This window comes from Cupriavidus sp. 01L46 (assembly GCF_056399905.1).
Genome location: NZ_JBFTSF010000202.1, coordinates 1 through 12,137, shown reverse-complemented (window position 1 = coordinate 12,137; position 12,137 = coordinate 1). Strand labels below are relative to the sequence as shown.

At 63.1% G+C, this 12,137-nt stretch carries 13 protein-coding genes; 7 read left to right on the top strand and 6 right to left on the bottom strand.

Going from position 1 to position 12,137, the window contains the following annotated elements:
* Positions 1-25 precede the first annotated feature (25 nt).
* The 5 genes from AC1DS3_RS27230 to AC1DS3_RS27210 all read left to right on the top strand — a co-directional run bounded on the left by AC1DS3_RS27230 (position 26) and on the right by AC1DS3_RS27210 (position 3,210).
* Entirely contained in the window at positions 26-1,099 is a 1,074-nt protein-coding gene (locus AC1DS3_RS27230; protein WP_441637165.1) for a DNA-binding protein, read from the top strand.
* A 294-nt stretch (positions 1,100-1,393) separates the two neighbouring features.
* On the top strand, positions 1,394-1,600 hold the full coding sequence (locus AC1DS3_RS27225; RefSeq protein WP_441637167.1) for an H-NS histone family protein: 207 nt from the start codon (positions 1,394-1,396) through the stop codon (positions 1,598-1,600).
* Positions 1,601-1,891: 291 nt separating this feature from the next.
* On the top strand, positions 1,892-2,260 hold the full coding sequence (locus AC1DS3_RS27220; protein ID WP_441637169.1) for a type II toxin-antitoxin system RelE/ParE family toxin: 369 nt from the start codon (positions 1,892-1,894) through the stop codon (positions 2,258-2,260).
* On the top strand, positions 2,250-2,570 hold the full coding sequence (locus tag AC1DS3_RS27215; protein WP_441637171.1) for a helix-turn-helix domain-containing protein: 321 nt from the start codon (positions 2,250-2,252) through the stop codon (positions 2,568-2,570). The genes AC1DS3_RS27220 and AC1DS3_RS27215 overlap by 11 nt, the downstream gene beginning before the upstream one ends.
* Positions 2,548-3,210, top strand: a complete 663-nt coding sequence (locus AC1DS3_RS27210; protein ID WP_441637173.1) for a tyrosine-type recombinase/integrase — start codon at positions 2,548-2,550, stop codon at positions 3,208-3,210. Before AC1DS3_RS27215 ends, AC1DS3_RS27210 begins: the two co-directional genes overlap by 23 nt.
* 120 nt (positions 3,211-3,330) lie before the next feature.
* Here AC1DS3_RS27210 and AC1DS3_RS27205 read toward each other — a convergent pair whose 3' ends face one another.
* The 5 genes from AC1DS3_RS27205 to AC1DS3_RS27185 form a co-directional block, all read right to left on the bottom strand.
* The gene (locus AC1DS3_RS27205; protein WP_477128332.1) at positions 3,331-3,732 is read right to left on the bottom strand and encodes a hypothetical protein; all 402 of its coding nucleotides are present in this window, start codon (positions 3,730-3,732) and stop codon (positions 3,331-3,333) included.
* A gap of 83 nt (positions 3,733-3,815) precedes the next feature.
* Positions 3,816-4,775: a LysR substrate-binding domain-containing protein gene (locus AC1DS3_RS27200; RefSeq protein ID WP_477128331.1), complete on the bottom strand. Its 960-nt coding sequence runs from the start codon at positions 4,773-4,775 to the stop codon at positions 3,816-3,818.
* 125 nt (positions 4,776-4,900) lie between these two features.
* The gene (locus AC1DS3_RS27195) at positions 4,901-6,808 is read right to left on the bottom strand and encodes an amidase (protein ID WP_477128330.1); all 1,908 of its coding nucleotides are present in this window, start codon (positions 6,806-6,808) and stop codon (positions 4,901-4,903) included.
* 120 nt (positions 6,809-6,928) lie between these two features.
* Positions 6,929-8,410: an N-acyl-D-amino-acid deacylase family protein gene (locus tag AC1DS3_RS27190; protein WP_441639700.1), complete on the bottom strand. Its 1,482-nt coding sequence runs from the start codon at positions 8,408-8,410 to the stop codon at positions 6,929-6,931.
* A gap of 11 nt (positions 8,411-8,421) precedes the next feature.
* Positions 8,422-9,402 carry a Bug family tripartite tricarboxylate transporter substrate binding protein gene (locus AC1DS3_RS27185; RefSeq protein ID WP_441639701.1) on the bottom strand — a complete coding sequence of 327 codons (981 nt, stop codon included), beginning with the start codon at positions 9,400-9,402 and terminating at the stop codon, positions 8,422-8,424.
* Between the two features lie 175 nt (positions 9,403-9,577).
* On the opposite strand from AC1DS3_RS27185, the gene AC1DS3_RS27180 reads away from it, so the two are divergent.
* Both AC1DS3_RS27180 and AC1DS3_RS27175 read left to right on the top strand, forming a co-directional pair.
* Positions 9,578-9,949 (top strand): hypothetical protein, encoded by a 372-nt coding sequence (locus AC1DS3_RS27180; protein WP_441639712.1) that lies wholly within the window; start codon positions 9,578-9,580, stop codon positions 9,947-9,949.
* Positions 9,942-10,130 (top strand): IS1096 element passenger TnpR family protein, encoded by a 189-nt coding sequence (locus AC1DS3_RS27175; RefSeq protein WP_477128333.1) that lies wholly within the window; start codon positions 9,942-9,944, stop codon positions 10,128-10,130. The genes AC1DS3_RS27180 and AC1DS3_RS27175 overlap by 8 nt, the downstream gene beginning before the upstream one ends.
* 331 nt (positions 10,131-10,461) lie before the next feature.
* Here AC1DS3_RS27175 and AC1DS3_RS27170 read toward each other — a convergent pair whose 3' ends face one another.
* Complete coding sequence (locus AC1DS3_RS27170; protein ID WP_441639709.1) at positions 10,462-11,481, bottom strand: extracellular catalytic domain type 2 short-chain-length polyhydroxyalkanoate depolymerase; 1,020 nt, start codon at positions 11,479-11,481, stop codon at positions 10,462-10,464.
* Positions 11,482-12,137 lie beyond the last annotated feature (656 nt).

The following is a 12,137-nucleotide window of genomic DNA, read 5'->3' as shown; positions in this document are numbered from 1 at the left end:
AATCTGACTCGCCTTTCGCCCCAACATGACCGCCAACCCTCCCGATAGCCCCGCTCGCACGCCGCTCGACGCCGCTCCCGACGCCGCCCTGCAGGCGACGCTCGCCGCCGACGTGGCCAGCCTGCGCACGCAGTTCCCCGAGACCCGCGCGCTCTACCGCGAGGTTTGCGCCCTGCTGTTTTTTAGATACGGGGTCACCCCCACCGCCAACAAGCTCTACGGCCTGGTGCGCAAGGGCAGCATGGGCACGCCGACCGAAGTGCTGGCGCAGTTCTGGCAGGATTTGCGCGGCAAGATGCGCGTGACCATCGACCAGCCCGGGCTGCCGGACGCGCTCAAGGTGATCGCGGCCGACGCCGTGCAATCGATCTGGCAGGCCGCCAACGAGGCCGCTAGCGGCGAGCTGGCCGCCTTGCGGGTGGAGGCGCGGCTACAGGCGAGCGAGGCGGAAGCGCAGCGCGACCAGGCGCGGGCCGCGGTGGTGGTGGCCGAGCAGGAAACCGCCGCTGTGCAGGCCGAGCGCGACGCCGTCCAGAGCGCGCGCGCGGCGCTGCAAGGGGAACTGGACGCCGAGCGCCAAGCCCACGCGGCCGCGCAGGCGCGTCACGACGAGAGCAAGCGCCAGGTCGAGGCGCTGGAGCGGCAACTGGGCGAGATGCACACGCAGTTCTCGGCGGACCTGGAGCGCACCCGCGAGCAGGTGGTGGTGGCACAAGAGCGCGCCAGCGCCACCGAGCGCCGCGCGCTGCGTGAAATTGACCAGGAGCGCACGCTGCGGCAGAAGGCCGAGCAGGCGGTCGCGGACCTGCGCACCGAACTGGCGGCCATGCAGGCGAGGGCGCAGGAGGCGGCCGTGGCCGGCGCCGAGGCACGGGCGCGGCTGCAGGCCGAGCGCGACACGCTCAGCCGGCAACTGGCGGCGGCCGAGCAGGCGCTCGAGCGAGCGCAAGTGGCACAAGACGGGCTGCGGGCCGGACTGGATGCGGCGCTGCGGCAGGCCGAGCGCGCACAAGCGGAAGCCACCGCGTCGCGTCGCCTGGCAACGACCAGGCGCCGGGCGCCGGCGACGCGCACCAAGTTCAAGCCCGGGCCGGCCTGACGGGGYGCGTCGGAGGTGTCGGATACCGCACGAGGGGACAAGCCTGTGGACAAGCCACCCGGGGGCAGACAGCCGACGGCCTCTGCGGATTTGATTAAAATTAAAGCGGCGAGGGTGGCCACGTCGTCCTATCTGCGCTGATTCTCACAGCAACCACCACCTGGAACAACTTGAAGTTCAACACTCCCCACCAGACGGCACCACGCGGGATCCGGCGCCGCCCCAAATCCATTCACCTACGCCATGTCGATCGAAATCGAGCGCGCGTAAGCGATTACCTGGATCCGCATCCAGATGGCCCAGCACGGCCTGACCCTGGCCGACCTGCAGGCCGCYGGCTGCCTTACTGAGACCCCGCCGACCCCGTCGCCTAGCGCGGTGCGCTACCGCAACGCGCACGGGCAGGGCTGGGACGGCCGCGGCGCCATGCCGGACTGGCTGCAGCGGGCAATTCACGCCGGGCAGACGGTGGAACATTTCCGCGTCGGTCGGACCGAGTGATTGCGGATGGCTACCGCAATCCCGTCCACGATCCGATMACTGCCATACTCGTCCAAGTTGTCAGTGCATTGCGCTGCAAATCCAGCAAGTAGTCGTCAAGCCGAGCAGAAGGCGGGACGGACGAAGTGACCAGCTATATGCTGCATGAGGCACGTTATGGGCGCCTGATCTGCGCAATGCTCGCTCGGCAGGTGACCGCGGAGCGGTGTGGTATGCGGTACTTGTCGTGTGCTTTATTGAAAAGTATTGCACTGAGTGCTAGACTTTGTCATCTGATTTCTGGCCAGCTACATGAAAAGTCCTGCGCTGCGTGTCTTCAAAACGTCCTGGTTCAGCAAAACGGCAAGCAAGGCTGGAATCGACGATGCTGAATTATGTGAGGCTGCACAGGAACTGATGCTGAGCCAAGGCGATGATCTAGGCGGCGGCGTTTGGAAGAAGCGGCTCAACAAGAACAGGCATCGCTCAATTGTCCTCAACAAGGTCGGCAAGCGATGGATATTTACCTACTTGTTCGCGAAGAAGGACCGGGAGAACATTAGCGATAAGGAACCGGACGGGTTCAAGAAGCTTTCCAAGGATTACGCGGCGGCCTCCGCGTCGCAGATCGCTGGACTGCTCGATCAAGGGGAGCTACTGGAGATTTGCCATGACTGCTAAACGATTCAAGACCGACGCCTTTGAGGCAATCCACAGCGCCGCATCTGGCCTCCTGAAGGCGAAGTCCATCGACAAGAAAACCATGCGCGAGTATGACGACTTGTGCCTGGAAGAACCGCCACACTTCGATGCTAAGGACATCGTTCAGATCCGCAAATCGGTCAAAGTGAGCCAGCCCATTTTTGCTCGCTATCTGAACACAAGTACGTCAACCATTCAGAAATGGGAGAGCGGGCAGAAGCAGCCTAGCGGGATGGCAGCCAGGTTGCTGCAAGTCGTCCAGAAGCATGGTTTGGAAGTGCTTGCTTGAACCCCGACTGCCCGGTCAAAGGCTGACAGCGAAAAGGGCGCCACGGCGCCCCTCGTATATTGGTGTCGCAGTGAGAGACGTGAAGAGGCTCCTGGGTCTACAGGTGGATCAGGTTAGGCTGCCGGAGAATAGAATTTCTGCGCAGCGGACGCAGTGCTCCCCTCCGGACCACATCCGATTAACCCGATCGAGGAATTGGCGCCCTACAACTGGAAACTCTCTGGAGCGGCATCGACTGTGGCGTCGACGTCGTCCTTGCTGGTTGCAGCCTCAGCGACTCGGCATTGAACCGCGGTCGCGCATCGAGGGGTACTCAGTGCGCGGCGCGCGCGCTGATGCGCTGGGCCATCTACCAGTTGCTGGACCTGCTGCCGGACCTGCGCGAGGCCGGGAGGCGCCAGTTGCATGGCACCCTCTCCGCAGACGCTTTGGCACCCAAGCGGTGACAGCCGACACGCCGCTGGACGTGGTGCAGCGCGTGCTCGGCCACGCCTCGCTGCAAACCACCAGTACCTACGTGACCGCGGAGCAGCGGCGCGTGCGCGCCGAGGCCGCCAAGTATCGTGCGACGCCTCGTAGGCTGAATTCAAGCAGCGCCCCTGATCGTACGCCCGGCGCGGCCCAACGGACAGTGCTGTAAAGCTGCCGTCCGTGAGCGTCAGCTCATGGCCGAACCCGGAAGTTCGTCGCGGACCAGCGCTCGATCGCCCCGAATCAGTTCCGAACTTCCGTAGTCGACCCTTTTCGGGCTTAGGCGTGTTCAGTTGCCAGGTGCGATTGTGGTCGATTTCAGATCGGCCAGTTCTGCATCGACTGCCGCCAGCAGTTTCCCTAAACTCCTGGGGACTGGTGCATCGACGAATGCCTGTGCTACTTGAAATGAATCGAGCATTGGCGCGGCGTTACCCAAGCAGGCAAATTGCCCAATAACGTAGTGGCCAAAGTACTGCGATTCCGGGACCTCATTTACGTACCAGCAGCCGCCATACTTCTGGGCAAAGTACCCACCAATGAAGTAGCTCATCCGGGTAAGAAGCCATAGCCTGTCTTCGGCTGCAACCGTCATGGACTGCAGAACGTTGTCCAGAAGCGGCGCAAACTGGCCGGCATGCCGCAGAACTTCGTGTGCGGKACTGATGCCCATCTTTTCAACAAAGTCCACGAGGACTGGCATTATTATAGATTGTCTAAATTCGCTCAACTCTGAACATTGTTCGCTTAACCGATCCCACTGCCTTAGCAAACCTACAGGGAGAGTGACGTCGGCAGGTCACCAAGGCTGTCCGCGTCGGATGCTTGGTCTTGCGCGCTTCCTCCGGTTTCCTGTAGCAGCCACGAAATGAAAATTTGGACGRCGGGGCTGTTGMACTTCTCCTGCAGGCAGACGAAGTAATAGGCTTTGGGCGAGATATAAGTGGCTGGCAACAGCCGCACGAGCCGCCCGGCGGCCAGGTCTTMGCCGGTCACGTATTCTGGCAGCAGGGCCACGCCCATCCCGCCCAGCGCGGCCTGCAAGCCCATGGTCAGCAGCGCGTAGCGAGGGCCGCGCAGCACGCGCGGGGGCATAATGCCGATGATCTGGAAGTAGGCGGTCCAAGCTTCCAGCGCGGCGGTTTGGTGCAGCAGCGGCAGGCGCTGCAGCGCGGCCTCGCCGCTCTCGCCGCTCTGGAGGAGTTCGGGCACGCATACGGGGAACAGGGCTAGCGGCATCACCTTGACGCCGAAGTGGCCTTCGGCAGGACCACCGCAGTACATGATGGCGGCGTCGAGGCGGGAGGCGCGCAAGTCGACGGGGCCGACCTTGGTGGTGACGTTGACCTGGATCTGGGGATGCTGCTTGGCAAAGCGCAGCAGGCGAGGCAGTAGCCAGATATTACCCAACGACACCGGCACCGAGATATCGAGCCGCCCTCCGCGGCCGCGACCCGTCATCACTTCTAGGGTCGCCTCCTCCAGATCGGCGATGACCCGCCGAACCGCGTGCAGGTATTGCTCTCCAGCCTGGGTGGGTGTCACTGAGCCCTTGCGACGTTTCAGCATCGGCAGGCCAAGGTAGTCCTCCAGCTCCGTGAGTTGCTTGCTGACAGCACTCTGGGTCAGGCACAACTCCTCGGCGGCCTCGGTCACGCTGGCGAGGCGTAGCGTGGCTTCGAACGCTACCAGATGGGTGAGGGCGGGCAGGTGCCTGCCGCTGGTGCTTCTCATTTGATGGTTCCTGGGCGGCAATCGGCCATTGCCGCCAATGGTGACGCGAATGATCGGACATCATAGTACAGGGCGCGCGAGACACGTGCCGCGCGCGCCCTGTCGGAAGCGTACTTCCGACATCTTCAGGGCATCAAGCGAACTTGTGCGCGCCCAGCTCCGAGCGGCGAGGCGCGCGTGTAAAGATGCACGTAGAGCTTGCCGGYCAGCAGGTCCTCGCGGTCCTGGCCACGCAGGGTCAGCGAGGTGTCACCGTTCAACTGGCCGCTGCGCGTCAGTACTGCCAGCACCGGGCCCGCTCGCTCGCCGTCTCCCCGCTGCAGGGTAATGGCGATCACGTCGGACGGGGCCGCCCGCTGTGCGCGGGCGGTCACATGCAACTCGCCGCTGAGTAAGTTGTAGCGCAGGCGCACGTCGGCGGTGGCACCATGCCCTTGGGCGATGCGCACGTCGCCGTGCAGCGGGTGCGGCGCGCGGCCGTCCACCAGCGGCGGCGTGCTGAACGGAGCGCGACGTGGCYGTGTGACCTGCTCCCAACCATAGGCCAGCGCCAGCAAGCGCGGCTCGGCAAAGGCGCCGCCCAGCATTTCCATGCCGACCGGCACGCCGTCGCTCGTGAAGCCAGCGGACACGGCGATGGCAGGCAGACCGGTGCTCGCGCTCAGTTGGCAGTTGGCGCCGGTCTGGGCCTCGCCGATGCGTACAGGCTTGCGGCGCAGTGAGGGGTAGACCAGCGCATCCACATTCTGCGCAGCCAGCGCGGCGATCACGGACGCGCGTAGCGTGGCGCGCCTCGCAAGCGCTTGGCGATAGGCCTCGCTGTCGCGTACGGGGGGCTGGTTGCGCAGACGCAGCGGTGCGTCCAGTTGAACGTGCTGTAGCCCGCGATCGAGAATGTCGCTGAGTGAATGCACAGGGGAATTCGGCTCTTGCGCCAAGTAGTCGGCCAGGTCGAACTTGAACTCGTAGGCAATCACGCTGCTGTCTGCCAGCAGTGCGTCTAGGTCGGGCACCGTCACGTCCACCACCTCGGCGCCCTGCGCACGCATTGCGTCCACCGCCTTGCGCACAATTCCGCCAATCTCCTCATCCTCCGGAGCATTTCCGAATAGGCTGCGCAGCACGCCAATGCGGGCACCCTTGAGTGCGTCGACACGCAGGGAGTCGCGGTAGCTGGTGGGAATATGGCCGGCTGAGTTGGCACTGACCGGGTCGGCTGGATCGGCGCCGACTGTGGCGTCTAGCATTACCGCCAAGTCGGTCACAGTACGCGCCAGCGGGCCGGCCACGTCCTGCGTCGATGATAGCGGCATCACGCCAGCGCGGCTGGACAGCCCGGCGGTTACGCGCAGGCCAACTAGATTCTGGTTTGCGGCCGGGATACGGATCGAGCCGCAGGTGTCCGAACCCATGCCGGCCGCGGCGAAGCTGGCGGCCACAGCGGCTGCTGTTCCGCCGCTAGAGCCCCCAGGCACTCGGGTGGTGTCATATGGATTGCGAGTGGCGCCGGTCAACGACGACACCGTGGTGATACCAGCCGCCAGTTCGTGCATGGCGGTCTTGCCGAGGATCACCGCTCCGGCTTCACGCAAGCGGCGAACCTGGTACGCGTCGGCGGCGGGTTGCAKGGTGGCCAACGCCAGCGCGCCGCCGGAGGTCGGCATGTCGGCGGTGTCGAAGTTGTCCTTTATCAGCACCGGAATGCCATGCAGCGGGCCGCGCGGGCCTTTGGTGCGGCGTTCGCGGTCGAGCGCGTCGGCCTGCGCCAGCGCGGCAGGGTTGAGACGCAGGACGGCGTTCAAGCCGGGGCCAGCCTGGTCGTAAGCGGCAATGCGGGCCAAGTAGGCCTGCACTAGGCGGCGCGAGTCTATCTTGCCGGAGGCCTGCGCTGCCTGGAGTTCGTCGATGGAGTGCTCGAAAACGTCGTCGCGCGTGCTGGAGGCCGAGGCGGGCACTTTCGCTATGGCGGCTAGCGATACCGATACGGAAAGGAAGGTCGTGGCAAGGAACAGGCGGCTCAAATGGTTCTTCATTGGCAGGTTCATTGGAAGCTCTTGTGTGTCGGCGGCCAGCATGCAGGACGCCGGAAGACGCTAGCATTCCGGCGTCGATGCGTTTGATGTGTTGCGCGTGGGAGCGGCGCGCAGGAAGCGCTAGCCGTGTGGCGTGGTCGACACCAATATCGACGTCACAAAGCGCCCGGGGAGCTGCGCTGTCGGCGTCCCGTCAACGAGCGTCGGCTGCCCCGCTACCAGTACATGGTGCACGCCCACGCAGGACGCCTGCGGTGTCTCGAAGGTGGCACGGTCCTCGATGCGTGCGGCATCGAAGACGGTGATGTCCGCTACGTTGCCCGCGGCCAGCACGCCGCGCCCCTCGAGCCCGAAGCGCTGCGCCGGGAGGCCGGTCAGCTTGTGCACCGCACGCTCCAGCGGGAACAGGCCGAGGTCGCGCGAATACAACCCGAGCACGCGTGGGAATGTGCCCCACAGGCGAGGATGCGGCGTTTCGTCGTAGGGAATGCCGTCGGAGCCGACCATGGTGTCAGCGTAGCTGAGGATGTCGCGGACGTCGTCCTCGTGCATGATGAAGTAGACCGCACCGCCTGGCACCATGGCATCGGCAGCTTCGCGCCGCGAGCAACCCCATTCCTGTGCCAGGTCCTCCAGGTAGCGTCCCGCCGCTTCTGGATGTGGGCCGGACCAAGTGATAAGGATGCGTTCACACTGCTCCACGCGTTCGGGACGCAGCATGGTGGACGACGCCGCGTAGGGATAGCAGTCCATGCAAAGCGGCATCTGCCGCGACAGTGCGCTGACCTTGGCCAGGGTCTCGCGGCTGCGGCCATGGTTGCGTCTGCCCACCAGCTTGTGATGCGAGATAACCGTCTGCACGCCGAGCGCCTGGCCGATGCGGGCGGTCTCATCGATGGCTTCGCTGACTTTGTCGCTCTCGTCGCGCATATGCGCTACGTAGACGCCGCCGTGTTGCTTGAGTGGCTCGCAGATGCGCACGATCTCCTCCTCCGGTGCCGCTGCTGAAGGCGGATAGAAGGTGCCGGTGGACACGCCAATGGCACCCTCGCGCATGGCACGCGCCACGTCGTCGCGCATGGCAGCRATTTCTTCGTCATTGGCCGCGCGCTGCAAGTCGGCAACATGCCGGGCTCGCAGTGTCGATTGGCCGATCAGCACCGAAACATTGACTGCCGCCGGCTGCTGTGCGAAGGCTTGGCGATAGGCGCCTACCGAATCGAAGCGGTAACCGCCCCGCATCATATTCAGCGGGGCAGGTGGCGTCTCCTCGGTGACCAGCGGGAACAGGCTGATGCCGCAATTGCCGGTGATGACCGTGGTTACGCCCTGCGTGACCTTGGCAGCCATCGCGGGCGAACTGAACACCATCCAGTCGTCGTGAGAGTGGCTATCGATGAAGCCTGGCGCCACTACCAGGCCGGTGGCGTCGATGGTTTCGCGCGCGCCGGTGCCCGACAGGTCGCCAATGGCGGCGATGAGGCCGTCGCGAATGCCGATGTCGGCCGCGCGGCGCGGCGCGCCGGTGCCGTCGATCAGGTCGCCGCCGCGGATTAGCAGGTCAAAGGTCGGCAAGTCGGAGGATTCGGTCATGACGGTCATGGCAAGTGCACTCAATCGATCCGGGCGCCGCTCTTGCGGACCACCTCGGCAGACTTCCTGGTCTCGGATGAGATCAGGGCCTGGAACTGCTGCGGCGTGCCGCCAAGCGGCTCAAACGAGAGCTTGTCGAGTTGGGCGCGGAAGGCCGGCTCCTTGAGGATCTCGTTGACTTCGCGGTTCAGCCGTGCGATCACCTCGGCGGGCGTCCCGGGCGCCGCCACCAGGCCGCTCCAGGCGGTCATTTCGTAGCCCCTCACGCCGGCCTCATCGAGCGTGGGCACCTGCGGGAAATGCGGCGAGCGCTTGAGTGAGGTCACCGCGAGCGCGCGCACCTTGTCAGCCTGCACGCTGGGCCCGATCGAGGGGATGTTGTCGAACATCAGTTGCACATTGTTGCCAAGCAGATCCTGGATGGCGGGCGCGCTGCCCTTATATGGCACGTGGACGATCTGGACGCCGGTCAGGGTCTTGAACAGTTCGCCGCTCAGATGGCCTGTGGTGCCGTTGCCCGCCGAACCCATCGACAGCTCGCCAGGATGCTTGCGCGCATAGGCAATCAGCTCCGGCACTGATTTCACCGGAAGTGTCGGCGTCACCACCAGCAGGTTGACGGTGGTCACCAGCCCGATCAAGGGCACCAGCTTATCTGGGTCGTAGGGCAACTTGCCGTAGAGTGCGCGGTTGGTGGCGAGCGTGGCGTTGTTGCCGTAGGCGATGGTATAGCCGTCGGGCGTGGCGGCGAAGAGCGCTTGCATGCCGATGTTGCCGCTGGCGCCGGGACGGTTCTCGATAACGACGGGCTGCCCCAGCCGCTTGGACAGTTCGTTGCCAAGTAGGCGCGATAGCAAGTCGGGCGATCCGCCCGGCGCGGTAGGTACGATCAGCCGGACGGGCCGCTCGGGCCAGGCGGCATGAGCGGAAGGCATCCACGCCGCTACGGCGAGGACGGCACCCGCAAGGGTGGCGAGGGGATGGCGCGCAAACGAAGTCATCGGGGTATTCCTCCAGGGGATGGGTAGTGCTGGAGCGGCATTCTGTCCGGGCCGGCAAGGCGCCCCTCTTGGGCGCCGTGTCTTGCGGCGTGCCATCTGGTGCCTGCAGTATGGCCGGCGTCGGTCCCGGGCCAAAATGAAATATCGGTGGTGATTTATTCCGTGGCGGAATGTATTGCCGGGCGAGGATGACATCCCGGTGCGCGTACCGCCGGTCTGGGGGCGCCATGCCGACTGGCAGCAGCGGGCGGTCAACGCCGGACAGACCGTGGAACATTTCTGGGTGGGATACACCACGCTTTGTGCTGGCGTGGCTGCGGTGGCCGAGCGCGCGCAAGCGATCACCTGGCTCCGCATCCGGATGGCCCAGGATGGGCTGAGCGTTGGTGGGCCACACGGCATTGACCACTCGATGCGCTTTCGTGATGGCGACCAAATGCTCATCCCCGCCAAGGAGTGGGAGCGCGACCGTGCCAAGTATCTCGGGCTGTCGGGCTTGCCAGCCACCGCTGATACCTTTGTCGAACAGCGACTAGCGACTGGATGAAGGCCTGCGGTCGGAGAAGGGCGCTCGGCTGAACCGTGCGCTCGGCTCGGCCACCGAATCCGAATATCACTATGACTTTGGTGATGACTGGCAGCACCGCGTAATTGTCGAATCGTCTTCCGGAGGGCAAGCGTTCTCGCCAGCCCGGCAAGCCAGCAGAGCCAGCGCCATGTCAGAGTAGCCAGTTGATCGGAGCCGGAGACGTAGAACACGTCCATACATTGGGCGTTCGTTCAATATTCTGTGTTGTTCATGCTTCACGAACACAAAGGAAAGTTGAACGACACATCGGACCCCAGTACAGCAAACCGGCATTCGACAGGACGCTTGGCTAATCGCCCAGTCATTTCCAAATGGCTGACCGGTTCATCGACGTCACCAACATTCACTAGCACCAGCGCGAGCGCGAGCTGTTGCTTGAGCGCTGGGCTCATTTCTCATTGTCGGGTGCAAACTCTGGTGTTGCCAGCCGCGACAGGCAACACCAAGGGCGCATTGGCAGCCGCCGTGCATTACGGCTTTGAGAGCAGCCTGCCGACCATGGCGTTTACTGCGCTCAATTGTGACCCCGATTTCAGCGCGTAATCGGAGCCGGTATAACCGAACCAGTCCCAGCAGCCCTGCGGATTAAAGGGAACCGTAGACGAATTCACCTGCGGGTACAGCACGAGGATGTTGTTCGTGTCCGCCCAGTAGTTGTAGTTTGTCTTCGCGTAAAAATCATTTCCGACAACGGCTTCGGACTGCTTGCACCCATGGAATGCCACGTGGACTTTGCACGTTACCCCCTGAGCGCATGAATTTGGCACATAGACGAAGCCAGTATCCGCCATGCCCGTCGCGGTCGTCGCGAATTCGCGCTGGTTGAACGGCACGATTCTCCCTGACAGGTTCTTCGCCGGCTTGTTCAGCGTGCCGTAGATCTGCTGCAGCAACGCGCCGGCCTGATCGTACTTTTGCTTGCCGACCGCGCAATGACTGATATATGGAGATGCGTTATCCGAGCACACGTTGCCGAACGCTGGCGTGATGAATGCGTGGCCGGCCGGCACGTTGTTCACGTACTGCAGGTTAGACGCAGGAACGCCGGCCTCCTTGAAGAACGACACTGTCGCGTCGACTGCCTGCTGGTACACGACGGTATCCTTGGTTCCGCTAAATACATAGACCCTGGCCTTCTGCAAATTCGATAGGGGGTCGATCTGACCGAGCGACGCAAAACCCGTCGCGGCGGCTACCATCAACGCTGGATTCGGTGGCACGAACGGCACTTGCCCCATGCAGATGGTTGTGTTGAGAATGTTCCCAGCTGCACAATAATACGGCCCACCCGCCACGACGCCTGCACCGACTACCGAGCTCGAGTATGCGACCTGGTACTGGATTGCCATGAAGGCGCCCGATGATAGGCCGGAGACTGAGGTCTGCGATTGGTCACCAGCAAAGGAGGGCAGCGCATCGGCGGCCAACGCCGTATGAGGAAGAGCAGCGAGCGCAAAGGCAGCAATGGTAAGGGTGCGAAGCGATTTCATCATGGTAGCTCCTGTGGCACAACGGTCGAAACAGAAATTGCACTAAAGGACAACACCGACTAAGAACTCTATTGCCCATTGGCACCGGCGAATCGAAAAGGAGGGCGGGACCTCGCATACGCGGTCGTGCTTCAAAATCGCCGTGCTGTGGATCCGCGATGGGGAGCCGACTACGGCTATTGACATCACAACATCACGGCCATATGCAGCGCCTGCATCGTCGAATTCCGACAGGTAATTTTGGCTAATGCACTGCATTTGTGCGCACCGATACCGGGCTGCGACGTTTTAAGGCCCCTACTTGTGCTTGGTCTTGTGTTGTGCAACATTATCGGCGTTTCAAGAGAGTGCCGAGCTTATATTTATGCTTGCGTGCGATATTTGCAACGGTGTCGTCTGATTGTCATGTGAAACACCTATGTATTGGCCGTTAACTTCCATCCGATCCAAGAATTTAAAATAAATAAAATCTGAAATAATTAATTTTTAATTAAGTTTAGAATGCATTAGCAGGCTGCTGAAGTACTCGCCGCACACACGGTATGCTTTCCGCCCGAGCAGGTGAGCACTGCTTGATTTCACAATCCGGAAACTACGCGCCCCGGAATCGAGTTTTTCGGCTGTTGGGCGCCCATTTCCAGCTTTCTTTGCCCGCT